Here is a 23,201-nt window from a genome sequence, read left to right as displayed (position 1 = left end):
GCCGGCGTCTGAAGTTCAGAGCGACGTCATACGCGTCGCTTCGGGCGGCCCTTTGAGTTCGACCATATTGCCTTCCGGGTCGAACAGATACAGCGACGGCCCGAAGCCGTCCGCGCCGTAACGCAGTCCCAGTTCGCCCAGCCGTACGCCGTGCCCCGTGAGGTGCGCCTTGAGCGCGTCGGCGTCGAACGGGTCGATGCGCAGACACAGGTGATCCATATTCCTCCCCGTGCCCGGCACGCCGTTTTCGGCGTGATCGAGCCGCGCGCCGACCTGCAACAGGTCGATCAGCGAATGCCCGGCGCGCAACTGCGTCAAACCCAGATCCCGCTGTTCCTTTTCGAGGCTGCAACCGAGCACGTCGCAGTAAAAGCGCGCCATTACCTCGGCATTCGTCGCGCGGATGACGACATGGTCGATCTCGCGAATGTGGATTTTCATGTCGAACGCCCCTTGGCTGGTTCGCTGAACGGAGGAATTGCCAGTGTAGAAGAAAGGGCGTAGGCGCGAGCGGAGGGCGTGAAACCCGCCTGAAGGGCCGGATCGGGAAACTGTGGACAAAAAAAAGCCCGCTCTATGTGGAGCGGGCTGAATCCATATCAGGAGGAGACATGGAGGAGACAAGGACTAATATACACATAGGGTTGGTGCGACGCAATAACTTTTTAAGGGAAAACCCGATATTGGGCCAAATTGTCGCAGTTTTCGGCAAAACGGCCGTCCGGCGGGCGTTTCCGCTGACGGGGAAGCGCGATGACAGAGCAAGAACCGAGGCGTAGTGTTTGGGCAGGCGGCCTACATTGGTGACCATCGACACCGCCCATTCGGAACCATCATGACCCGCAATCCTATCGAGCACGCTGCCGGCCCCACGAGCTGGACTTCCGACGATGACCGCTGGGACGCCGTCACGCACCGCGAGCCGCAGGCCGACGGCGCGTTCTTTTACGCCGTCAGGACCACCGGCGTGTTCTGCCGCCCGTCGTGCGCGTCGCGCCAGCCGCGTCGCGAGAACGTGGTGTTTTTCACCGAGGCCGAGGCCGCGCGCGACGCCGGCTTTCGCGATTGCAAACGCTGTCAGCCCGGCGGCCTGCCGCGCGAACTGGCGATCGTCAATCGTGCCTGCGCGGCGCTGGATGCCGACCCACAGCAGCGTCTGACGCTCTCGCAATTGAGCGTCGCCGTGCACGTCAGCCCGTTTCACCTCCAGCGCCTGTTCAAGCGGGTGGTGGGCGTGTCGCCGCGTCAGTATCAGGCAGCGCAACGCGGCGCGGCTTTGCGCAACGCGCTGCAAAGCGGCTCCGACGTCACGCGCGCCACGCTCGACGCCGGCTTCGGCTCGCCGTCGCGCATGTATGACAGCGCGTCGGCCGAGTTGGGCATGGCGCCGTCCGCGTTTCGCCGCAAGGGCGCGGGGCTCACCGTGCGTTACGCGTGCGCGTCGACGTCACTCGGTTTCGTGCTGGTCGCCGCGACGGACAAAGGCATCTGCAAGATCGGCTTCGGCGACGACGAAGCCACGCTCGCCGACGATCTGCGCGGCGAATTCGCCAACGCCGATCTGCTGGAAGACGCCGACAGGCTCGCGCCGTTCATCGCGCAGATCGACGCGTATTTGCGCGGCAGCCGTCAGGACTTCGATCTACCGCTGGATGTCGCCGCCACGGCGTTCCGGCAGCGCGTTTGGGATGCGCTGCGACGCATCCCGTACGGCGAGACGCGCAGCTATTCGGACATCGCCGAAGCGGTCGGCTCGCCGCGTGCCGTGCGCGCGGTGGCGAGCGCGTGCGCGACGAATCCGGTCGCGCTGGCGATTCCCTGTCATCGGGTGGTGCAGAAGGGCGGAGCGTTGGCCGGTTATCGCTGGGGTCTGCCGCGCAAGGCGGCTTTGCTCGATAATGAAGCGCAGCATGCGGGCGACGCTTCGTCCAGTGCACGCCTGCGCCAGCAAGCCGCTGCCGACGGCGCAAGCTCGGGTGCCGGCGTCAAACCCACACATACCAAACTGGATCACGTCGCGTGAGCACGCTTGAAGACGTAGCAACTCTCGAACTCCCGTTCAAACCTCCCTTCGACTGGCCGCGTCTGCTGCGTTTCTTCGGTGGACGCGCGACGCCAGGCGTCGAAGCCGTCGAAGATGGCGCGTATCGCCGCGCGATCGATTGGGCCGGCGACAGCGGCACGCTCAGCGTGCGACTGCATCCGCGCAAACGCTGTCTGATGGCGAGCATCGACGGGCCGGCAAGCCGTCACGCAGAAGCACTCGCCGCGCCGATTGCAAAGATGTTCGATCTGCACGCCGAGCCGAAAAAGATCGCCGCCAACCTGGCCGCGGACCCGTGGCTCGCGCCGTTGGTCGACGCCGTGCCCGGTTTGCGCGTTCCCGGCGCGTGGTCGGGTTTCGAACTGGTGGTGCGCGCAATCGTCGGCCAGCAAGTCAGTGTAAAAGCGGCGACCACGATCATCGGTCGGCTGGTGCAACGTGCCGGCGAGCGAATCGAAGGGCATCCGCATGAGAACACCGCGTGGCGTTTTCCGACGCCCGCCGCGCTGGCTGCGGTGGACCTTGCGCTGATCGGCATGCCGGGTAAACGCGTAGCCGCGTTGCAGGGCTTCGCGCACGCGGTCGCCACCGGTGAAGTACCGCTCGACAGCACGACCGTCGACACCACCACGCTGCGCGCCGCATTGCTCGCGAGACCCGGCATCGGACCGTGGACGGTTGAATACGTCGCGATGCGCGTATGGCGGGACGCCGATGCGTGGCCCGCGTCGGACCTCGTGCTGATGCAGGCAATCATGGCGCGCGATCCGTCGCTCGCGCGGCCCGCGCAACAGCGCGAACGAACCGACGCGTGGCGGCCTTGGCGCGCGTATGCGGCCATGCATCTGTGGAACGAGATTGCGGATCGGGCGGGCGCGGCACGCGGCGGCTAACAGCGCGAGCGGGGCGGGAAGTGGGCGAGTCCAGGCGCTGAAAACGCCCGCCGAAGCGGCCTCAAGCAGCCGTTCTGGCGAGATGTTAAAGTGCCCGCTACTGAAAATTCCGCCGAACGTTGTCGACCGCGCCGTGCTGCCAGCGAGCAGCGCAGCGGCACATGGCGGCCGACAACGCCCGACTCGCCTCAATGCCAAACACCACATCTTCCCGCACGACCGACGCGTTCTCGCACCGCCTGTCCGTGCTGACCTCAGGCCCGCAGCGCGACGCGCTGTTGCGCGGCTTGCGCGGCATCGAAAAGGAAAGCCTGCGCGTCACGCACGGGGGCCAGCTCGCCTTGACGCCGCATCCGCGCGCGCTGGGTTCGGCGCTCACGCATCCATCGCTTACCACCGACTATTCCGAAGCGCTGATCGAACTGATTACGCCGGCTGAGCACGACGTCGCGCTGACGCTGGAGAAGCTCGATACGCTGCATCGTTTCGTCTACGCGGAACTCGACGGCGAGATGCTGTGGAACAACTCGATGCCGGGCCTGCTGCCCGACACCGACGAAGGTATTCCGATCGCGCGTTACGGCAACTCGAACATCGGGAAATTGAAGTACGTGTACCGCATTGGTCTCGCGCTGCGTTATGGCCGCACGATGCAGTGTATTGCGGGCATCCACTACAACTATTCGCTGAACGAAGAAGTGTGGCGTGTGCTGCATGCCGATCAGCAATCCACCGCGAGCGCCGTCGACTATCAGTCCGAACGCTACCTCGCGCTGATCCGCAATTTCCGCCGCACCAACTGGCTGCTGATGTATCTGTTCGGCGCGTCGCCGGCGCTGGATCGGCGCTTCCTGCGCGATCGTCAGCACACGCTCGACAACTTCGACGCCGACACGCTGTACCGTCCGTACGCGACCAGCCTGCGCATGAGCGACCTCGGCTACTCGAACACCACGGCGCAGGCCGAGTTGCATGCCGACTACGACACGCTGCCGGGCTATCTCGACGCGCTCGCGAAAGCCGTGAGCCAGCCGTACCCCGCGTACGAGGCGATCGGCACGCAACGCGACGGCGAGTGGGTGCAGATCAACACCAACGTGCTGCAGATCGAGAACGAGTTTTACTCGACGATCCGTCCGAAGCGCGTCACCTATCCGGGCGAACGTCCGCTGCATGCGCTGGCCGCACGCGGCGTGCAATACGTCGAAGTGCGCTGCATGGACATCGACCCGTTCGAGCCGACCGGTATTTCGCTGGAGACGTCGCGCTTTCTCGACGCTTACCTGCTGGTTTGCGCGCTCGACGACAGCGCGTTGCTGCCGCCGGACGCGTACGCGGAAGCGAACCAGAACTTCGGCCGCGTGACGATGGAAGGCCGCAAGCCCGGCCTCGAACTGACCCGCGAAGGTCAGCCGGTCGCCATGCTCGACTGGGCCAATGAGTTGATGCTCAAGATCGACGCGGCCGCGGCAACGCTCGACGCTTTGCACGGCGGCGACGCCCATGCCCGCTCGGTCGCGGCGCAACGCGCGAAGCTCGCGGATGCGTCGCTGACACCGTCGGCACGCGTGCTGCAAACCATGCGCGACAAGCAGCAGAGCTTCCTCGCGTTCGGCCTCGAGCAGAGCGAGGCGCATGCCGCGCATTTCCGTTCGCGTCCGCTGGATGCCGAGGAAACGAAGGGTTTCACCGACCTCGCCGCACAATCGCTCGCGGAGCAAACCAAGCTCGAACAGGAAGAGGTCGGTTCGTTCGATGCATTCGTCGCGGCTTATCGGGCCTACACGTTGAACCGCTTCAGCGTGTAGGTAACGGGTGCTCAACCCGTACGACGAAAAGCGGCCCACTGGCCGCTTTTTCTTTGCGCGCAGGTAACGTCTACGTCAAAAACGATTGGATGCCACGCGATATCGGCAAATTCTCCGCACGCTCTGACGATTCTCTGACGCAGATGAAACACCGCATCGACCGCACGGTCCAAACTTGCATGACGCACTCCAGCGAGGGAGGAATCAACGTGATGAAAAAAAGTCTGTTGGCTGCGTTGTGTGCGGCAGCGGCGGGGTGTTCGACACAAGGGCAGGTCAACCCGGACGTGATGCAGATCGCGACAACGCCGTTGACCTGCACGAGCAAAGCGCAGTGCGATGTCTGGTGGCAACGCGCGCAAACGTGGGTGTCGGGTCACTCGAAGTACAAAATCGAATCCGCCACCGACACCCTGATTCAAACCGCCGGCCCCGACGGCGGCAAACGCGCGCTGGCGTATCAGATCACGCGCACCGCGAACCCCGACGGCACGGCGACGATCGGCTTCGCCGCGCATTGCGACGGTGCGATGGGTTGCAAGCCGAATCCATGGGAAGCGGGCGCCGATTTCAAGGAATATGTGCGCGGTGACGCGAGCGGTGCGCCGCAGAGTGGGGAGGATGCGAAACCGGCGGCACATCCGGATGTTTCGCAGGGTCAGTCGGTCCCGCCGACGAATGGTGAAGCGCTGACGCAGTGAAGCAGGGCGTTGGCCGAGATCGAGGCCGAGGCTAAGGCTGACGCCGAAACCGAAGACGCGCGACGGTAAGCGTAAGGAGAATTCGCTTCGTCGCGCGTCTTCGTTTTAACGCGAAGGCCGGGTTCAATGACCCAGCGAAGGCCCAGCGCCCTTGCGTGGCCTGGTGAACCAGACCAGCACCGCCAGCGCGAGAAACGCCGCGCAGGAAATCCGGAAGAAATCATTCGTGGCCATCATGTAGGCCTGCGCGGTCACTACCTGATTCAGCTGCGCGGTGAGGCTGTCGCCCGACAAACCGATGCCGGCCAACGCATTCGTATACGCATTCGTATTGTCCGAATAGACGTTGACTGAATCGGTCAGCATCGCGTGATGGCGAATCATGTCGTTTTCCCAGTACGTCGTACTGATCGCCGTGCCGATCGCGCCCGACAATGTGCGGAAAAAGTTCGACAGACCAGACGCGCTCGCCAGCCGCTCGTCCGAGACGCTCGAGAGCGTGATGGTCGTCATCGGCACAAAGAAGCACGCCACGCCGATGCCTTGCACAATGCGCGGCCAGATCACGTGATTGAACGGGACATCGAGCGTGAAGGTCGAGTTCCAGATCGAGACGAACGCAAACACAATGAACGCGAAACTCGCCACCACGCGCAGATTCAGACGGTGCATGTTCCGGCCTATCATCGGCGACAAAAACAGCGCGAGCAAACCGACGGGCGCGGTGGCGAGTCCGGCGAGCCCGGCGGTGTAGCCCATCACCGTCTGCAGCCACAGCGGGAAAATGACGACCGAGCCGAAGAAGGCCATGAAGCCGAACGAAATGATCACCACGCCAAGTGCGAAATTGCGATCCTTGAACAGCGAGAGATCGACGACCGGCTCTTTCTCCGTCGTCTCCCACACCAGCATGAACGCGAGCGACACCACCGCGATGATCGCCAGTGTCACGATGAAGGTGGAGTTGAACCAGTCACGGTCCTTGCCGAGGTCGAGCACCATCTGCAGGCACGACACGCCGATCACCAGTAACGCGAGGCCGACCGCGTCGATGCGCTGTTTGGTGGTCTTCGTCTCGCGGCCACGCAACAGCAGGAAGGCGCACACCGCCGAGAACAAACCGATCGGCACGTTGATGTAGAAGATCCACGGCCACGTGTAGTTGTCGGTGATATAGCCGCCCATCACGGGGCCGAAGATCGGCGCACAGATCACCGTCATCGCCCATAAGCCGAGCGCGAGGCCGCGCTTCTCCGGTGGATACGAGCGCATCAGAATGGTCTGCGAGAGCGGCACCATTGGCCCGGACACGAGCCCTTGCAGCAGCCGGAACGCGATCAGCGACTCGAAGTTGTGCGCGAAGCCGCAGAGCGCCGAGGCAATCGTGAAGAGCAGCACCGACAGTGTGAAAAGCCGCACTTCGCCCACGCGACGCGCAAGCCAGCCGGTCAGCGGCACCGCGATCGCCGAAGCAACCGAATACGACGAGATCACCCAGGTGCCCTGGCTGGTCGCCACGCCAAGGCTGCCCGAAATGGTCGGCACCGCGACGTTCGCAATCGACGTGTCGAGCACTTCCATGAAGGTGCCAAGCGCAAGGCCGACGGTAAGCAGGGCCAGCGTGCCACCCGCGAGTTGCGCGGGTTCGGCGGCGGGTAGGGCGGCAGCGGGAGCTGTGGCGCTCATAGGTTCTTCTCCTCAGCTGGGAAAGCTTGTCGCGGCAGCTTTATCGCACCCATCGACCGGTGTGCTTGTATGCCGGATCACTCTCTGCCCAGACAGATATCCTCTTACATCGGCGCCCTCGAAAGGCGCCGCGTGGTTAGGCTTCGCCGCACTCCGGCGACGATTCTTCGGGTGATGCCTGCTGCAATTCATCGTGCGCGCCCAACCCGCAGCCCGCGCTGGCGCCCTCGCCGATACCGTTCGCGATGAAACGCGCGAGCAGGTCGATCAGCGTGGCCAGGTCGGCGGCGGAAAAACCGTGCAACTGTTCGTTCAGCACTTGCGCGCCGAGTCCCGGCAACTGCCGCGCGGCTTCGTGGCCTTGCGGCGTCAACTCCAGCTTCACCATGCGGCGGTCCGCATCGCTGCGCGTGCGCACAATAAAGCCTTTCTTTTCAAGACGATCGAGCAAACGCGTCATCGATCCGCTGTCGTAAGACATGGCGCGCGACAACTCGAACGGCGTATTCGCCCGCCCCGACGACAACATCAGGACCACGCCGATCTGCTGCGCGGTCAGCCCCAGCGGCTTGACGGCACGGTCGGTCCGCTCGACCAGCACATTCCGCGCTTTCGACAGGAAATAGCCAAGACTCGATTCGAGGTGAATCTCGTCTGCCTTGTAGGGACCTTCAGTCATCGTATTTTCGGGACATCGTCGAACAGACCGAATTTTAGCTGCCTAAGCAGACAAGTCAAATCTGATTTCGCGTAGGGCAAACCGTCAAAAAACAACGGTACGGTTTCGTCCGGAGCAAAGTATCTTGAAATTTAATTGCATAGTCAATATTATTATAGGCAACGAGTTACGCGCTATCCGCGCCACCCGAGACCATGTTCTGACCGATTGTCTGCACGCCGCAAATGCGTCGTGCAAAAAAGGATTTCCCTCATGCTGTACCTCAAAAACACGCTTGGCGGCTTGAGCCGCTCCCTGACCGATTCCGCGCTGAACAGCTTTCAAGGCCCGCACCGCTGGTGGAAACTGGCGCTATTCGCGGTGCTGTTCGTGCTGCCCGGCGGGTCGGTGGGCGTGGCGGTATTGGCATGGGTCGAGCATCGGCGGGCGCGTAAGGGCGGCAAGCTGGCCGCGGTGAAGCTGCTTGGCGCGCCGGCCGCCTCGGCGAGTGTTGCTCATGCCGGGCATTCCGCCGCAGCGCCGGGCTCCGCGCTTCAGCCGGGACATCTGGTGGTGGCGGCCGCCGGTCCGTGTCTGGCGCGTGGCGAAGCACCATGTCGCGCGGCCGCCGGCAAACAGGCCCGTCAAACGAAGTCGACGGAATCGCGCGTTTGACGCGCGGCCAGTAACGGCACGTAACCATTGCGGCACCCTCGGTAACACACCTGCGCTCTTCCCCGCATTACCCTTTCAGTTTCCCGCGTTCAGGCGGGCTCATACGCTAACATTCCGGCAGACCATGATCTCGCCCGGCCAGTGGTGCCGCCGTTGCCGGCGCCACGGCGTCCTGAAGGAATCCATTGCATGCAGTCTGATCGAATCTCGCGCGCGCGGACCTATGCGCCTCGCGCCCTGACTATCGCGGTAGCCGCTGCCCTCGCCAGCCTGCTGGCCGCTTGCGCGGTCGGCCCCGACTACAAGCGGCCGGCGGCGGAAATCCCCGCTTCGTATAAGGAAGCGGCACCCGGCTGGAAAGTCGCGGAACCCGCCGATCAGCAGGATCGTGGCGCCTGGTGGACGATTTATCAGGACCCGCAACTCAACGCCCTCGAAGACAAGCTGAACGTCGCGAACCAGACCGTCGCCCAATACGCCGCCGCTTACCGGCAGGCGCGCGCCTTGGTCGGCGAGGCGAAGGCGGCGTATTTCCCGACCCTCGGTGCATCGGCGGGCGCGACGCGTTCCGGCAACGGTTCGTCGTCGAGCGGCAATTCGACGACGGCAACGAGCCGCTCCGGCGTCAACAATAGCTTCAATGTGCAATTGCAGGCGAGCTGGGAGCCGGATCTGTGGGGCTCGGTGGCGCGCTCGGTGAATTCGCAGAAAGCCGGTCAGCAAGGCGCCGCGGCCGACCTCGCGAACGCGCGGTTATCCGCCCAGGCCACGCTTGCGCAAACGTACTTCTCGCTGCGCGCGCTCGACTCCAGCCAGAAGCTGCTCGACGATACCGTCGCGGCCTATCAGCGCTCGCTGCAGCTCACGCAGAATCAGTACGCTGCCGGCGTCGCGGCGCGCTCCGACGTGATTCAGGCGCAAACGCAATTGCAATCGGCGCAGGCCGCCGCGATCGACAACGGCGTGCAGCGCGCTCAAGACGAACATGCAATCGCCGTGCTGGTCGGCGAACCGGCTTCGACCTTCGCGATTCCGGCGTCGCCACTCACTGCCACGCCGCCCGCCGTGCCCGCGCAGATGCCCTCGGCGCTGCTCGAACGGCGGCCGGACATTGCGTCGGCGGAACGCAAGGCCGCGGCGGCGAACGAACAGATCGGCGTCGCGATCGCCGCGTTCTTCCCGACCTTGACGCTGTCGGCCACGGGCGGCTACGAGAATTCGGTGTTCTCGCAATTGCTGACCATGCCGTCACGTTTCTGGACGGTCGGTCCGCAACTCGCGGCGACGCTGTTCGACGCCGGTTTGCGTCAGGCGAAGACCGACGCCGCGCGCGCGGCCTACGACCAGGACGTCGCGACCTACCGTCAAACGGTGCTCGCCGCGTTCCAGGATGTCGAAGACAATCTCGCGTCACAACGCATCCTCGAACAGGAAATTGCCGTGCAGCGGCAAGCGGTGGATTCGGCGCGTCAGGCACTCGCCATCGTCACCAACGAGTACAAGGCGGGCACGGTCGGCTACGTCAACGTGCTGACCGCGCAAACCACCGCGTTCACGGCGGAGCAGAAGCTCGAAACCATCGCCGGACAGCGAATGGTGTCGTCGGTCGGTCTGGTGAAGGCGCTGGGCGGCGGCTGGGACATCGATCAGATGAACCGCGAAACGGGCGATGTCGCGGCGCCGGCGCCGGCGGCGTCGGCCGTGCCGATTGCGCAGAGCGGGCCGACGCCTCCGGAGATTCAGGCGTCGCAGAACAAGTAAGCGCAAACGTTGAATGAAGCAAAAAAGCCTGGCCGCGAAATGCGGCCAGGCTTTTTTCGGCGCGAGAAATACAGCGGGTCAGGGGGCTAGAACAAGGCGCGTTCGCTAAGCGCCCACCGGCCCGTTAGCCGTATAGCCGTCCGCCATGCCAATTAATGCGCAAACGTCAGCGCCACCGTATCCGGGCCGCTCGGCCGTCCCAGCAGATTCAGCAGTCCCGCGAGGTTATCGCGCGCTTCCGGCGCGGCGCTCGCCGTGCCATGAAACTCCGTCGATACCGCCGACACCGTGCCGTTCCCCGATAGCATCAACGGCCCTTTGATGGTGGTCAGATCGAGCGTCGACGACGCCCCCTGCGCCTGAAACACCACCCGGTACGATCCCAGCGGCCTGACCAGCGAAACGCGCGAACTGGCATCGGTCAGCAGGATGGTCATCTGACCGAACGCTTCGTGATTGAAGCGCCGCCAGTCCGACCACGAGAGCTGCACGTCGCCCTGCAAATCGAGCGTATTGAACGGCGCGCCCAAGCCGCTCAGCAACGAAGCTGGCACGGCGATCGTGCCGGGCGTCACTGTCGCGGTGCGCAAGGTGGCGTCGACCGTGATCGGCACCGGCATTGCTTCGCTGTGCCGCATGGTCATGCGCACGCGACCGGTGAAGAGCGGCCAGAACGCCGTCTGCCATTCGATCCGTCCGGGCAGCAGCGTCGCCGCGCTCGTGTCGGCGCCGGCGGCCAGCATCAGCGTGGCCGAACCGTGCCACAGCGAGCCCGCCGGGTTGACGAGATTAACGTGACCGCCGGTCTGTCTGGCGAACTGCGGAGTAATCCAGGCCGCTGGCAACAACGTGAGCATTACGACCGCGGCCGACAGCACCGCGACCAGCAACCAGGGTAGCGCGACGCGTAGGCGCCGCATCCAGTAAGTCATGCGAGAAAATCCTGTGACGACGCTGCGATCATTTCGCCGTGGACGGCTGCAACGAGGCCGTCAGATCCACCTGGCCGTCGTCCTTCAACGCGGTCACATGCGCTTCGGCGACCTGCACCTTGAACTGCTTGCGCGCGTCGTCGACCCAGTTCGTCCACGCCGGAAACGACGCGTTCTTCATCTGGATCTGCACGGCATTGCCGACCACCTGCACCTGCGTCGCGGCGAGACCGTGATCGGTGAGCGATGCGGCGAGCGCGTCCTTCAACGCGGCGCCGGTCGGCGCGACGCCTTGCGCGGCCGCCGACAGCTGACGCGCTTCGTTCGACTGCGCGGTCATCGACGCGAGTTGCCGTTGCAGACTCGGCAGCGACTCCTTCAGATGCGCGCGGCCCTCCTGCGCCGGCGCCCACAGCACCGACCACGCGATCACCACCGCGAGGACACCGCTGCCCCACGCCAGGATGGTTTTTTCGCGCTCGGAGCGCTGGTCCCAGAATCCGGCCCATGTTTGAGCGAGTTCAGCTTTCATTGTCCGTTCCTGATGGTCCACTTACCGGTGTTGCTGTCGATCTCGCCGGTCAGGCCGTTGCGCGCGAGGCGCTTGGCGAAGTCCGGATCGAGCTTCACCTCGGGTTTGAAGGTTACGTCGAGGCGGCGGTCGTGATAATCGAGCGCAGCAATGCCGTTGACCGGCACCGGCGCCAGCGAGCGAGCGAGGCCGTCGGCGAGCGACAGGAAGTCGTCCGGCGACAGCTCACCCGCCGCCACGCGCAGTTGCTGCAACTGGCGCGACATCTGGTCGGGCGCGTCGAGCACGACGGTCGTTTTCGGGAAGGTGTTGAGCAGCAGCTCCGTCATCTGCGTGTTGATCGCGTCGCGTTGATGCGCAAGCATCAGCCACTGCACGTTCATGCCGACGATCGCCACCACCAGCGCGCCGACCGCGAGCAGCAGCGGCAGGCGCAGACGTCGCAACGTCGCGCGATCGAGCCGCCACGGCTGCGACGCGAACTCGAACTGGCACAGGTCGAAGCGGCATTCCAGCGCGCGCCGCGCCAGTTGCTCGAACGGCAACGGACTCGCGCCGTGGATGTGCGCGGCCAGCCGCGCCGGGCTCCTGGCGGCAAGGCTAGGCTCATTGCCCGGCAGTTCGGTCAGCATGTACAGCGAGACGGGTGCCGCACCCGCGAGCGCGGCGAGTGTCGCGTTGACGGCGGTGGCCGGCACCGCCAGCCCTTCGCCTTGCACGCCACGAGCAATGGCCAGTTCGACGCGCGGCACGCCGCTGTCCACCACGCTTTCGAGCAGCAGCGCGGGTGCGGTCTGGACCACGGCGCCGAGCACGGTGGCCACCATTGGCATGACCGAGGCCACGCCGGGCGCGACCACGGGCGCCACACCCGGCAGCGACGTGGCCACCTGGGCGCCGCCTACGCCGGGCTCGCCCGCGCTGACCAGCTCGGCGACTTCGGCGGGCACGTCGGACGAGACGGCTTGCGGCAGGCAGCGCGTGACCGGCACGGCGCGCAGGCTGCGGTGTCCGGCGGTCGAGAAAGCTTCGCAGATAAAGCGGAACCAGCCACGGTCGATGATCGCGAGCATCTGCTTACTGCCCGCGAGCGGTTTCGGGTCGACGGCGATATGACAGGTTTGCGGATCCTGGATCAGTTGATCCTCGACGATATTCGGCAACGCCTGACGCAGCTTCGGACCGCGTAGCGGCGGCAGCGTGGTCGGCATCATCAGCAGATCGCGGGCGGCGACCATCAGCACCGTCGACGACGCGCGCGGCAGCAGCGCGAGCGACGAGCGTCCGGCGCGCTGGGTGCGGCCTGACTTGTCGAGCAGCACGAACGGCAGCTCCGGCAGTTGCCATTCCTGCGATGGCACCGCCGGATCACGCGGCGGGAGTAGGACGATCAGCGTGCTCAAAGGCCACTCTCTCTGGGAAAGGCGTTATTCATAGTTGGTCTTGTACTCGCACGATACGCGTAGTGTGAGTCAATGGATCGCGATATACGAGGGTGGTGCGATCGACTTCCGCGCGTTCGTGCTGCACGCGGCCGTGGATCAGGAAATAACTGGTGTTGACGTCGAGCTGATTCGGGTCGATCGAGACCTGCTGTGCACCGGCGCCTTGCAGCGCGAGCTGCACGTCGCTGACGTTATGGAAAAACACGGTCTGTCGACGCGCGACGAATGCTTGCGCGGACGAGAGGCTCATGCCCGGCACGACGGCCGCGATCACTTCGGCGGAGGCCGTGTTCATGTTGACGGCCGAGACGGTCGGCAGCACGGTGACGAACGGGCGCAGGCGCGCGACGTTTTCCGCCGTGTAGCCGGGGACGTCGAGCAGCGAGTCGACGCTGGATAATTGCAGCGGCGCTTGCGCCGAGTTGTCGTTGCTGTCTTCCATGCCGGGTTTGTCGGTGAACGTGCCGCCGGTGGCACCGCCTTGGGGTGTTGGGGTCGGTGCCGTGCCGTTGGTCGACGTGATCGTCTGGAAGCGGGTCGCCGATTGGCCCAGGCTGGCGCGGACTTGCAGGGCGGTTGCTTTGGCCAGTTGGCCGCTAATGCCTAGTGAGACCAGGAGCCGCTGGTAGGAGGCGATTTCCTCCACGTTCAGTTGCATGACGCCTGGGGCTGGGCTTGAAACCAGGTTTCGAAGGTTGAACCTGGATTGGGCGTCTTCTATCGAGCCGGATAGATAGGTTTCGGCGCCTTGGGCGGCGCGGGCTTCGCCGATCTGGCCCAGGAAATCCGATAGGCGGGTTTTGGCAATGGGGACGCCCCATAGGCCCCCGAGGTACGTTATGCCCGCTGAAGTGTCGCCTTCTGAGCGCAAGATCAAGCGCGTCCAGTCCAGCGCGCCTCGCGAGACCCATTGGGCCTGGGACAGCAGGCGCTGGTTCTCGATCCGCCGGATTTGGACTTGTTGGCGCCAGAGCATGCCGGAGACCAGAATCGCTGATAGCGCGACGACTAGCAGCGCGCTGATTATCGCCACGCCGGTTTGGTGGTTTTTTCTGGTCAAGCCGGTGCTGTTGCTGTTGTTGGCCTTTCCTTGTTTTCGCGGTGGTCTATTGGCGTTCCCCCTGTGCGGGGGGGCACCTACTTTTCTTTGCCTGCCGCAAAGAAAAGTAGGCAAAAGAAAGCGGCTCACACCGCTAACTCTTAAGTGGGTTTCGTGGTCCACCACCGGCAGTGGTGCATCTGGAATCCGTGTTACCGCGCACTCCGCGCTTGCGACAAAGCCGTCATTCATCCCGTCTTGCACTGCGTGCTCGTCGGAACGGTCGCCCCCGAAAACCCGCGGGTTTGTTTGCGCGTTAGGGTTAGGGGGGCCGTCGGCTTCGCCTTGGCGTGGAGCGAAAGCACCCCGCTGGTTTTCGGAGCTGGCGGTCGGCGCGCGCAGCGGCGCCGGAGCGAATGACGGCTTTGTCACTGACGCCAAATGTGCGAGGGCACGGATTCCAGATGAGCCACTACCGTGGCTGTGCAAGGGCCCCGCTTCATGGTTAGCGGTTTGAGCCGCTTTCTTTTGCCTACTTTTCTTTGCGGCAGGCAAAGAAAAGTAGGTGCCCCCCCGCACAGGGGGAACGCCAATAGACCACCGTGAAAACAAGGAAAGGCCAACACAGCCAGAACACCGACAAAACCAAAAAACCCGTCCAGAAGAAGAACGAAAAACCGAAAAGCGTCGCGAAGACAAAAAAGAGAACCTCATGTCATTCTCCGACGAGAAAAACGCGCGTCACTGGCCGCGCCAGCGAAGTCGCCCCAATACTGACCTCAAGCCCCGTAACCGACCGCGGCAGCGGCGCACTCCCCAACTGGGGAACCTTCAGATTGTTATCCGCCTCGGTAATCGCGCTCTGCACGTCGCCCATCTGGGTAGTCCAGCCAACCTTAGGCACATACAACCGCGCATTGATCGCGCCAACCCCACCCATCAACGGCACCGCACTCCACCCGTCGCCTTCACCACCGCGCAATGCGCGCCGCAAATCTCCGGCATTCCCCAACGGCGGCGACGCATACCGAATCACCCGACCATTGGAAATCCGATACCGCACCACCTGCAAACGCGGCGCCGTGCCCGGCAACATGATCTGCCGCACCACCTGCAACACGTTACCCGACACGGATACCGCCGCCTGACCGGCTTCGTCGTCCGACGCCGCCTGACGCACGTCGATCCGCATCTGATCGAATAACTGCGCAAACACGCGCTCGTCTTCCATCGCGTTGGTAATGGTCTGCCGGCCACGAATGATCTGGTCGAGCCCGCGCCACGACAGCACGGCAATCACCGCCAGAATCGCAATCGCGACCATCAGCTCGATCAGCGTGAATCCACGCCCGCCCGATCGGCGGCGGCGCTCAGAGCGAACGGTTGGTTTCATTCGCGACCACCGTCACCATCTGCGCCAGATTGCCGCTACCGCCCGGCGTCGTCACCATCACTTCCACCCGGCGAAACACCGGGTTCGGCGTCGCCGTCACACGCTCAGTACAGATCAACTGCAAATTACCCTGCGAACAATCGAAACTCGTCGACCCGACATTCGGCCAGCCATGCGTCAGATGCAATTGCGCCAACGTGTTGTCCGCGCTCCAGCCGGCCAGCAAACGCTTGTGCAAATCGGCCTCGCCGGTCGCCAGACTACCCACGGCGCGCAACGACGCCGCCAGTGCCACCGCGATGATCGCCAGCGCCACCAGCACCTCGATCATCGTAAAACCGCGTTGCGCGCGGTCGAACTTCTCTTGAGCCATCCTGCTCCTGCAACGACGCATCTCAGTGCACCTCGTAGCGGCCATTGCCGGTGCCGACGATCGTCGCGCGCCCCGCCGCCGAAAACAGCGTGATCTGCACCGGCACGTCGATCGCCTCGGTGCCGAACACCACCCGGCTCGGTTGCGTATCCGAACCCGGATAGTTGATCGCCACACCCGTCACGCCACCTTCCCAGCGGCGCGGTCCGAGCAGATCGTCGCGCAGCGGACGCCAGCCGTCTTCGGTACGCAGATCGAAACGGAAACCGCCGTCCACCGGCTGCCATGCAACCGGCCGCGCGCGCACCTGCGCTTCGTCGCCGGCCGACTCGAACAGCAGCGCGAGACGCTGCGCTTCCTCGTTCAGATCGGTGCGCGGATTGCGCGTGATCGTCAGCGCGGTCAACGACACCAGCAAACCCGCGATCACCAGCACCACCAGCATTTCCAGCAGCGTAAAACCCGCGGTGCGGCGGCGGCCGTTCGGCAGTGGACCTCGCATGAAAATCTTCTCTACGCCGACCGATTACTGCCACGACCCGACGTCGGCATCATTGCCTTCGCCGCCCGGCTTGCCGTCCGCGCCGTAGCTGAACACGTCGATCTCGCCATGCACGCCCGGATTCAGATACTGATAGGCATTGCCCCACGGATCGTTCGGCAGACGTTCGAGATAACCACCGTCCTTCCAGTTGTTCGGCACCGGGTCCGTGCTCGGCTTTTCGATCAGCGCGCGCAGACCTTGCTCCTGCGTCGGATAACGGCCGTTGTCAAGACGGTAAAGCTTCATGGCCTGCATCACGGTGCCGATGTCCTGCTTCGCGGCAACACGCCGCGCTTCATCCGGACGACTCATGATCTTGGGTACGATCAATGCCGCGAGAATGCCCAGAATCGCGATCACGACCATGATTTCAATCAGCGTGAATCCACGTTGACGACGGCTGCGCGAACCCGCGATTTCAGTGCGGCGAGTGGTCGACAGTTGCATAGCTTGCTACCTCTTATCAGGTGGAATTTTTTTGACGGGGCGGGATCCGGGTGTCTGCAATCAGGCAACCATTGAACACGCCCGGCCGGTCATTTTAATGTTACGCAGTTGAAGGGTTGTGAGAAAACACCGAGACGCTTTCAACCAACGCAATTTTCACAATAGTCCGTACAATGATGCGCATGAACGCTATCCAAATCCGCCTTCTGTCGCTCGCACTGTTCGCCGTGTTTTGCGCGACGGTGACCTACTGGGTCATCACGCTCAGCACGTTGTCCGGTGCGCCGTTGCCCGCTGCCGCCGCGCATGCGCAGGTCTCGACCGACCAGGCCGCCACGCTGTTCGGCGGACAGCTCACGCGCAACGCCAATCAAGACGTGCATCTGTTCGGCATCCTCGCTTTAACGGAAGGCGCGGCGGCCATTGTCAGCGTCGGCGGCGAACCGCCGCATGCGGTGTCGCTCGGTAGCACGCTGATGCAAGGCGCCACACTCGGCGAAGTCCGCGCCCGCTCCATCATCATCAACCGCAATGGCGCGCATTCCGAAGTATTTCTGCCGGCCAACCCCGCAGGCCCCACGATCTACGTGCGCTGAAGCGAAACGCATCAAATCACCGCTTCGCTTCAGCTGATGTTTCAGTCGATGTCTCAGCGAATCGCGCGGCCGCCGCAACGGTGGCCGCAAATACCGAGCGCTTCCGCGAGCCCGGTCACGCAGTCTCCGTCGCTGCGCAATCCAGGCTCTCCCAGCCTTACTGCACCAGGTTGTTCAACTCGATGATCGGCAGCATCACCGCCAGCACGATCACCAGCACCACGCCCCCCATCGCCAGAATCAGCAACGGCTCCAGCAGGCTTGTCAGGAACATCGTGCGACGCTCCAGTTCGCGCGCTTCGCCGTCGGCCGCGCGATCGAGCATGGTCGTCACGTCGCCGGTCGCTTCGCCCGAGCGGATCAGGTGAACCAGCACCGGCGGAAACGTCTTCGTATTACCGAGCGCGCGCGACAACGACGTGCCTTCGCGCACTCGCACGATCGCATCGTCGATGTTCTCGCGCATCGCATTGTTGCTGAGCGTTTCGGCGGCGGCCTGCAGCGCGCGCAGAATCGGCACGCCCGCCGCGGTCAGAATGCCTAGCGTGCTGGCAAAGCGCACGGTGTTATAACCGCGCACGAGTTTGCCGAGCAGCGGCGCGGTCAGCAGCCAGCGGTCGAACGCGAGACGCGGGCCGGGCTGTCTGAGCACCGAGCGCACCAGATACGCGAGCACGAACACGCCGATCAGCATCGCCCACCACCAGTGCCGGACGAAACCGGACAACGCCATCATCATGATGGTGAGAATCGGCAGTTGCTGTTTGGTGCTGGCGAACACGTTCACCACCTGCGGCACCACGTAGCTCAACAGAAACGTGACGATGCCGAACGCGATAATCGTGACGATGGTCGGATACGTGAACGCGAGTACGATCTTCTGCTTGAGCGCGTTACGTTGCTCGATGTAGTCGGCGAGCCGCGACAGCACGAGACCAAGCTTGCCGGTGTGTTCACCCGCCGCGACCAGCGCGCGATAAATCTCGGGAAAATCTTTCGGATGCTGCGTCAGCGCATTGGCGAGCGAATGCCCGCCGAGCACTTCCGCGCGAATCGACGCCATCAGCTCGCGAATGTAGTCGCGCTCCGATTGCTCGGTCAGCACGGAGAGCGCTTCGTCGAGCGGCAGCCCCGCAATCAGCAGACTCGCGAGTTGCCGCGTCAGGATGGCCTGTTCGCGCTGCGACAATCGGCGCCCGAGCGACAGCCGCTGATTGCGTTCGCCGCGCGTGCGCGACGCCGCCGGTTCGACGACGAGCGGCGTCAGTCCCTGCGAACGCAGATTGGTCCGCGCGCCGCGCGCACTGTCCGCGTCGAGCACGCCTTTTTGCGCCTTGCCCGCCGCGTCGATCGCTTCGAAACGAAATGCCGGCATGCGCTTACGCTCCGCCCGTTACGCGGATCACTTCTTCGAGTGATGTCAGCCCCGATTCGAGCCAACGGTCCGCGTCCTCGCGCAGCGTGCGCATACCTTGCGCGCGGCCTGCCGTGAGAATTTCCGAATCGGCGGCGTTGCGGTGAACCAGCGAGCGGATATCGTCGTCGATCAGCAGCAGTTCGTACACGCCGCGCCGTCCCGCATAACCGGACTGCCCGCACTTGTCGCAACCCACCGGATGCCAGCGCACGCTGCCGTCTTCTTCTGTGCGCTCTTCGCGGCACACCGGACACAGGCGCCGCACCAGCCGCTGCGCCAGCACGCCGAGCAGCGACGACGCCAGCAGGTACGGTTCCACGCCCATGTCGGTCAACCGCGTGACCGCCGACGCCGCGTCGTTCGTGTGCAAGGTCGCGAGCACCAGGTGGCCCGTCAGCGAGGCCTGCACCGCGATCTGCGCGGTTTCGAGATCGCGGATTTCACCGATCATGATGACGTCCGGATCCTGCCGCAGAATCGAGCGCAACGCCCGTGCAAAGGTCATACCGATCCGTTCGTTGACCTGCGTCTGGCCGATGCCGGACAGGTCGTATTCGATCGGGTCTTCGACCGTCATGATGTTGGTGGTCGCCGTTTCGAGCCGGGACATCGCCGCATACAGCGTGGTCGTCTTACCCGAACCGGTCGGGCCGGTCACCAGCACGATGCCGTGCGGCTTGCCGATCAGCTTGTCGAATTTGACCAGCGTGTCGCGCCCCATGCCGAGCGCTTCGAGGTTCAGGCGCGACGCATCTTTTTCCAGCAGACGCAGCACCGCGCGTTCGCCGTGCCCCGTCGGCAAGGTCGACACCCGCACGTCGACCGGACGTCCGCCCACACGCAGCGTGATCCGGCCATCTTGCGGCAGACGCTTTTCGGCGATGTCGAGTTGCGCCATGATCTTGATCCGCGAGATCAGCGCGCCGTGCAATGCTTTCTTCGGCCGCACGACGTCGCGCAGCGTGCCGTCCACCCGAAAACGCACGACCGACGAAGTCTCGAACGGCTCGATGTGAATATCCGACGCCTGTTCGCGCGCCGCTTGCGTGAGCAGCGCGTTGATCATGCGGATGATAGGCGCGTCGTCTTCCGATTCGAGCAGATCCTCGACCTCGGGAATGTCCTGCATCAGGCGCGACAGATCGACTTCGCCTTCCACTTCACCCACCACTTGCGCCGCGCTGCCGTCCTGGCGCGCATACGCCTGGTTGATCGCCTGCGCGAGCTCGTCGGCCGACAAACGCACGACCGATACCGCGCCGAAGTTACGTGTCACTTCGGCGAGCGCGGCTTCGCTGGTACGTTCGCTGATCCAGACTTCGAGGCTGTCGGGATGCTGATGCGCAACCAGAATCTGTCCGCTACGCGCGAAGCCGTACGGCACGAGACGCGCGGCGAGCGGCGAGGGCGCGCTACGTTCGGCGTGTTCCACGGCGGCGCCGGTTGGCATCGCCGACGCTTGAGCCGACGCAGCAGCACGCGACGCTGACGGCGGCGTGGACGGCGTGCTCACGGCTGCACTCCAGGCGCTGCCGTTGACGGCGTCGGGCTGCTTTGCACCGCGCCGTTGTTCGACGGCACCGGGTTGGTCTGCACCGCGCCGCTATTGCTCGGCACCGGGTTGGTTTGCACCGCGCCACCGTTGGCCGGCGGCGGCAAATTGAGCGGCGGACGCGTCATCTGCTGGCGACGCATCTGGTCGAGATCGAACAGGTTCAGCGCGGAACCGCCCTGACTCGGACCGATCGGCATCGGCGGCATCACCGGATCGTCGTTGTCCTTGATCACGCGGTTGTCCTGCTTGTACGCACCCTGCACGCCCTGGATGTAGTCGTAACGGTTCGACGTCACGGCCTGCGCCGTGGCGTTGTCGTTGATGATCACCGGACGCAGGAACACCATCAGGTTGGTCTTGTTACGCGTCTTCTGTTCCGAACGGAACAACTGGCCGATCCACGGAATGTCGCCCAGCAGCGGCACCTTGCTGTTGCTGACCTGGTAGTTGTCCTGCATCAAGCCGCCCAGCACGATGATCTCGCCGTTATCGGCGAGCACCGTCGACTGGATCGAACGCTTGGTGAATTCCGGGCCGGACGGGTTGGTCGTGACATTGGTCGTGCCGTTCACGATCGCGGAATCTTCGGTATAGAGCTGCAGCTTGAGAATGCCGCCTTCGGTGATCTGCGGCTTGACGTGCAGCGTCAGGCCGACGTCGACGCGGTCGTAGGTATTGAACGCCGAGCTCGCGGTCGAACTCGTCAGATTCGAATAGGAACCCGTCTGGATCGGCACATTCGTCCCGACGACGATCTTCGCTTCTTCGTTGTCGAGCGTAATCAGGTTAGGCGTGGACAACACGTTTGCGTCGGCGGTTTGCGACAACGCCTGGAGGAGGGCGCCCAGGCCCTGCACCCCGAAAATGTTGCGAATCCAGCCCACGTTAAGCCCTTGCTGCAGCCCCGTATTGCTGTTTCCGAGCGCGCTGGCGAGCCCGGCGGCGCCGGCACCGCCGGTCGCCGCGGCCAACGCGGCCGCGCCCGTCAGATTGACGATGCTGTTACCGGTGCCGCCCGTGGTCAGGTTGGTGCCCGCATAGATCGAACTGTTCGCGACCTGCCACTGAATACCGAGGTTGGCGTTCGTGTTCGAGTTCAGTTCGACGATCAGCGCCTCGATATAGACCTGCGCGCGACGCGCATCGAGCTGGTCGATTACCGCTCGCAGGTTGCGGTACACCGGTTCGGCCGCCGTGATGATCAGCGAGTTCGATGCGGCATCCGCCTGAATCATGCCGCCGGGCTGGTTGTCGTCGCCTTTGTCCTTGTCGCCGCCGAGCAGGCCGGCCGAGCCGGCGCCGCCGTTCGAACCGTAGCCGCCACCACCCGAACCGCCGCCTAACGACGACGACCCCAGCGAGCCACCGCCGCCGAGTCCGCCCGAGGGCAACGGCGGCGTACCGGAGTTGCCCGTCGAGTTGTTGCCGAAGCCTCCGCCACCGCCGCCACTGCCGTTCTGGTTGAACGAGTTGGCGTCGTTCGAACTGGCCGACGAGCCCGTGTCGCCTTTACCGAGCATGCCGCGCAGCGTCTTGGCGAGCTTGGTCGCGTCCGCATTGCGCAATGGCACGACGTGGATGTTGCCGGGCATCGAGGTCGGCGCGTCGAGCTCTTTCGCCAGCGTCTTCGCCGCCGCGAGACGCGCGCCGTTCGACGCGCGGATCAGCAGCGAGTTGGTGCGCGGGTCGGCGGTGATCTGTACCTTCAGCGTGGCGTCGGTGCTGCCGATCGCGCCCGGGTCGAGCATCTTGGTCAATTGCTGCGCGATGTCGATCGCGTTCGCGTTCTTGAGCGGCACGACCGACACCGACTGGCCCGCCGCCGTGTCCACCCCCGCGATGATCTGCGCGATGCGGCGTACGTTGTCGGCGTAGTCGGTGACGACGATCGTGTTGTTGGCCGGATAAGCGGCCACGGTGTTATTCGGCGAGATCAGCGGACGCAGCACCGGCAGCAGATTGTTGGCCGATTCGTTCTTCAGCACGAACACCTGCGTGACCACCTGATCGCCACGCGCGACCGGCGTATTGCCGACGTAGGTCGGCACGCCTTGCAGCTTGGCGTCGGCCTCCGGTACGACCTTCAGTACGCCATGGTCCTGGACCAGGGCGAAGCCCTGCATGCGCAAGGCGGATTGCAAGGTCTTCAGTGCCTGATCTTCAGGCACTGCGTTTTCCGACACCAGGTTCAACTGCCCCTTCACACGCGGGTCGACGATGATCGTTTTACCGGTGGCCGCACCAATCGCCTTGGCCACCTGGTCGATGTCTGCGTTCACGAAGTTCAGTGTCACCTGTGCCTGTGCTGTCTGCGCGGTGATCAAGCCAGCCACCAGCAGCGCCGTTGCGACGCGACGCAATGCCATACGATTTATTCTCATGGAATGTGGTTTCGATGCCGGCAGCCAAAACTGCCGACGGTCACGCCGTGCGGACATGGGAACAGGCCGCCGCCCTATCGGTCTGCCGGGCCGCCTCACGAACAGACTTCGTCCGCTTTGCCGGCCACCCTATGTCCGAAAAAAATGAACAGTAACAGTTTTTCATGTCGGATTTGTCACAAAACGAACGGCGCCGTGCGAATACTCTAAAGCCCATTCGCTGCCGTCAATCAAATGAAAGCTCATGTCAAGATTGGGCGCGAATGACGCAGCGCCTTGTTTTCACATGCTTATGTCTGTTGGCTAACTTGACGCGAGTCT

The 23,201-nt window shown here is 64.0% G+C and carries 21 protein-coding genes; 7 read left to right on the top strand and 14 right to left on the bottom strand.

Annotation, left to right across the window (positions count from 1 at the left end; all coding sequences use genetic code 11):
• Nucleotides 1-15 precede the first annotated feature (15 nt).
• Complete coding sequence (locus B0G83_RS25735) at nt 16-441, bottom strand: VOC family protein (protein WP_105510201.1); 426 nt, start codon at nt 439-441, stop codon at nt 16-18.
• 394 nt (nt 442-835) lie between these two features.
• Between B0G83_RS25735 and ada the strand changes: the two genes are divergently transcribed.
• The 4 genes from ada (at nt 836) to B0G83_RS25715 (ending at nt 5,446) form a co-directional block, all read left to right on the top strand.
• A complete protein-coding gene (gene ada / locus B0G83_RS25730; protein WP_105510200.1) occupies nt 836-2,023 on the top strand; it encodes a bifunctional DNA-binding transcriptional regulator/O6-methylguanine-DNA methyltransferase Ada in 1,188 nt (395 codons plus the stop codon).
• Nucleotides 2,020-2,937: a DNA-3-methyladenine glycosylase gene (locus B0G83_RS25725; RefSeq protein ID WP_105510199.1), complete on the top strand. Its 918-nt coding sequence runs from the start codon at nt 2,020-2,022 to the stop codon at nt 2,935-2,937. Before ada ends, B0G83_RS25725 begins: the two co-directional genes overlap by 4 nt.
• Nucleotides 2,938-3,128: 191 nt before the next feature.
• Nucleotides 3,129-4,745 carry a glutamate--cysteine ligase gene (gene gshA / locus B0G83_RS25720; protein ID WP_105510224.1) on the top strand — a complete coding sequence of 539 codons (1,617 nt, stop codon included), beginning with the start codon at nt 3,129-3,131 and terminating at the stop codon, nt 4,743-4,745.
• Nucleotides 4,746-4,957: 212 nt separating this feature from the next.
• On the top strand, nt 4,958-5,446 hold the full coding sequence (locus B0G83_RS25715; protein WP_181157070.1) for a hypothetical protein: 489 nt from the start codon (nt 4,958-4,960) through the stop codon (nt 5,444-5,446).
• 123 nt (nt 5,447-5,569) lie between these two features.
• Here B0G83_RS25715 and B0G83_RS25710 read toward each other — a convergent pair whose 3' ends face one another.
• On the bottom strand, nt 5,570-7,132 hold the full coding sequence (locus B0G83_RS25710) for a DHA2 family efflux MFS transporter permease subunit (protein WP_105510198.1): 1,563 nt from the start codon (nt 7,130-7,132) through the stop codon (nt 5,570-5,572).
• A 136-nt stretch (nt 7,133-7,268) separates the two neighbouring features.
• Entirely contained in the window at nt 7,269-7,811 is a 543-nt protein-coding gene (locus tag B0G83_RS25705; protein WP_105510197.1) for a MarR family winged helix-turn-helix transcriptional regulator, read from the bottom strand.
• A gap of 252 nt (nt 7,812-8,063) precedes the next feature.
• Here B0G83_RS25705 and B0G83_RS25700 point away from each other — a divergent pair, with 252 nt between their 5' ends.
• Both B0G83_RS25700 and B0G83_RS25695 read left to right on the top strand, forming a co-directional pair.
• Entirely contained in the window at nt 8,064-8,465 is a 402-nt protein-coding gene (locus B0G83_RS25700; protein WP_105510196.1) for a hypothetical protein, read from the top strand.
• Between the two features lie 189 nt (nt 8,466-8,654).
• Complete coding sequence (locus B0G83_RS25695; RefSeq protein WP_105510195.1) at nt 8,655-10,226, top strand: efflux transporter outer membrane subunit; 1,572 nt, start codon at nt 8,655-8,657, stop codon at nt 10,224-10,226.
• Nucleotides 10,227-10,378: 152 nt separating this feature from the next.
• Here the strand turns inward: B0G83_RS25695 and B0G83_RS25690 are convergent, their stop codons facing one another.
• The 8 genes from B0G83_RS25690 to gspG all read right to left on the bottom strand — a co-directional run bounded on the left by B0G83_RS25690 (nt 10,379) and on the right by gspG (nt 16,931).
• Complete coding sequence (locus tag B0G83_RS25690; RefSeq protein ID WP_105510194.1) at nt 10,379-11,158, bottom strand: type II secretion system protein N; 780 nt, start codon at nt 11,156-11,158, stop codon at nt 10,379-10,381.
• A 28-nt stretch (nt 11,159-11,186) separates the two neighbouring features.
• Entirely contained in the window at nt 11,187-11,690 is a 504-nt protein-coding gene (locus B0G83_RS25685) for a type II secretion system protein M (RefSeq protein ID WP_105510193.1), read from the bottom strand.
• Nucleotides 11,687-13,093 (bottom strand): type II secretion system protein GspL, encoded by a 1,407-nt coding sequence (gspL, locus tag B0G83_RS25680; protein WP_105510192.1) that lies wholly within the window; start codon nt 13,091-13,093, stop codon nt 11,687-11,689. Before gspL ends, B0G83_RS25685 begins: the two co-directional genes overlap by 4 nt.
• 28 nt (nt 13,094-13,121) lie before the next feature.
• A complete protein-coding gene (gene gspK, locus B0G83_RS25675) occupies nt 13,122-14,195 on the bottom strand; it encodes a type II secretion system minor pseudopilin GspK (protein ID WP_181157069.1) in 1,074 nt (357 codons plus the stop codon).
• Nucleotides 14,196-14,889: 694 nt separating this feature from the next.
• On the bottom strand, nt 14,890-15,567 hold the full coding sequence (locus tag B0G83_RS25670) for a type II secretion system protein J (protein ID WP_105510191.1): 678 nt from the start codon (nt 15,565-15,567) through the stop codon (nt 14,890-14,892).
• Nucleotides 15,545-15,961: a type II secretion system minor pseudopilin GspI gene (gspI, locus tag B0G83_RS25665; protein WP_105510190.1), complete on the bottom strand. Its 417-nt coding sequence runs from the start codon at nt 15,959-15,961 to the stop codon at nt 15,545-15,547. The genes B0G83_RS25670 and gspI overlap by 23 nt, the downstream gene beginning before the upstream one ends.
• A gap of 1 nt (nt 15,962) precedes the next feature.
• The gene (locus B0G83_RS25660) at nt 15,963-16,442 is read right to left on the bottom strand and encodes a GspH/FimT family pseudopilin (RefSeq protein ID WP_244146979.1); all 480 of its coding nucleotides are present in this window, start codon (nt 16,440-16,442) and stop codon (nt 15,963-15,965) included.
• A 24-nt stretch (nt 16,443-16,466) separates the two neighbouring features.
• Nucleotides 16,467-16,931, bottom strand: coding sequence for a type II secretion system major pseudopilin GspG (gspG, locus tag B0G83_RS25655; RefSeq protein WP_035554286.1), 465 nt, complete (start codon nt 16,929-16,931; stop codon nt 16,467-16,469).
• 182 nt (nt 16,932-17,113) lie between these two features.
• On the opposite strand from gspG, the gene B0G83_RS25650 reads away from it, so the two are divergent.
• Nucleotides 17,114-17,527: a type II secretion system protein N gene (locus B0G83_RS25650; protein ID WP_035562549.1), complete on the top strand. Its 414-nt coding sequence runs from the start codon at nt 17,114-17,116 to the stop codon at nt 17,525-17,527.
• Nucleotides 17,528-17,684: 157 nt separating this feature from the next.
• On the opposite strand, the gene gspF is transcribed toward B0G83_RS25650, so the two are convergent.
• Genes gspF through gspD form a run of 3 tightly spaced genes read right to left on the bottom strand, consistent with a single transcriptional unit; the run spans nt 17,685 to nt 22,865 of the window.
• The gene (gene gspF / locus B0G83_RS25645) at nt 17,685-18,902 is read right to left on the bottom strand and encodes a type II secretion system inner membrane protein GspF (RefSeq protein ID WP_105510189.1); all 1,218 of its coding nucleotides are present in this window, start codon (nt 18,900-18,902) and stop codon (nt 17,685-17,687) included.
• 4 nt (nt 18,903-18,906) lie between these two features.
• On the bottom strand, nt 18,907-20,457 hold the full coding sequence (gspE, locus tag B0G83_RS25640) for a type II secretion system ATPase GspE (protein ID WP_105510188.1): 1,551 nt from the start codon (nt 20,455-20,457) through the stop codon (nt 18,907-18,909).
• Complete coding sequence (gene gspD, locus B0G83_RS25635; protein WP_105510187.1) at nt 20,454-22,865, bottom strand: type II secretion system secretin GspD; 2,412 nt, start codon at nt 22,863-22,865, stop codon at nt 20,454-20,456. Before gspD ends, gspE begins: the two co-directional genes overlap by 4 nt.
• Nucleotides 22,866-23,201: the final 336 nt, after the last annotated feature.

Source organism: Paraburkholderia sp. BL21I4N1 (assembly GCF_002973525.1).
Classification (GTDB): Bacteria; Pseudomonadota; Gammaproteobacteria; order Burkholderiales; family Burkholderiaceae; genus Paraburkholderia.
The sequence above is the reverse complement of the archived record's forward strand: the minus strand, read 5'-3'. Positions and strand labels throughout refer to the sequence as shown.

Coding starts and splice junctions, on each gene's coding strand:
- B0G83_RS25735 (WP_105510201.1), bottom strand. CDS start 441: ATGAAAATCCACATTCGCGAGATCGACCATGTCGTCATCCGCGCGACG.
- ada (WP_105510200.1), top strand. CDS start 836: ATGACCCGCAATCCTATCGAGCACGCTGCCGGCCCCACGAGCTGGACT.
- gshA (WP_105510224.1), top strand. CDS start 3,129: ATGCCAAACACCACATCTTCCCGCACGACCGACGCGTTCTCGCACCGC.
- B0G83_RS25715 (WP_181157070.1), top strand. CDS start 4,958: ATGAAAAAAAGTCTGTTGGCTGCGTTGTGTGCGGCAGCGGCGGGGTGT.
- B0G83_RS25710 (WP_105510198.1), bottom strand. CDS start 7,132: ATGAGCGCCACAGCTCCCGCTGCCGCCCTACCCGCCGCCGAACCCGCG.
- B0G83_RS25705 (WP_105510197.1), bottom strand. CDS start 7,811: ATGACTGAAGGTCCCTACAAGGCAGACGAGATTCACCTCGAATCGAGT.
- B0G83_RS25700 (WP_105510196.1), top strand. CDS start 8,064: ATGCTGTACCTCAAAAACACGCTTGGCGGCTTGAGCCGCTCCCTGACC.
- B0G83_RS25695 (WP_105510195.1), top strand. CDS start 8,655: ATGCAGTCTGATCGAATCTCGCGCGCGCGGACCTATGCGCCTCGCGCC.
- B0G83_RS25690 (WP_105510194.1), bottom strand. CDS start 11,158: ATGACTTACTGGATGCGGCGCCTACGCGTCGCGCTACCCTGGTTGCTG.
- B0G83_RS25685 (WP_105510193.1), bottom strand. CDS start 11,690: ATGAAAGCTGAACTCGCTCAAACATGGGCCGGATTCTGGGACCAGCGC.
- B0G83_RS25670 (WP_105510191.1), bottom strand. CDS start 15,567: ATGAAACCAACCGTTCGCTCTGAGCGCCGCCGCCGATCGGGCGGGCGT.
- gspI (WP_105510190.1), bottom strand. CDS start 15,961: ATGCGTCGTTGCAGGAGCAGGATGGCTCAAGAGAAGTTCGACCGCGCG.
- B0G83_RS25660 (WP_244146979.1), bottom strand. CDS start 16,442: ATGCGAGGTCCACTGCCGAACGGCCGCCGCCGCACCGCGGGTTTTACG.
- gspG (WP_035554286.1), bottom strand. CDS start 16,931: ATGCAACTGTCGACCACTCGCCGCACTGAAATCGCGGGTTCGCGCAGC.
- B0G83_RS25650 (WP_035562549.1), top strand. CDS start 17,114: ATGAACGCTATCCAAATCCGCCTTCTGTCGCTCGCACTGTTCGCCGTG.
- gspF (WP_105510189.1), bottom strand. CDS start 18,902: ATGCCGGCATTTCGTTTCGAAGCGATCGACGCGGCGGGCAAGGCGCAA.
- gspD (WP_105510187.1), bottom strand. CDS start 22,865: ATGGCATTGCGTCGCGTCGCAACGGCGCTGCTGGTGGCTGGCTTGATC.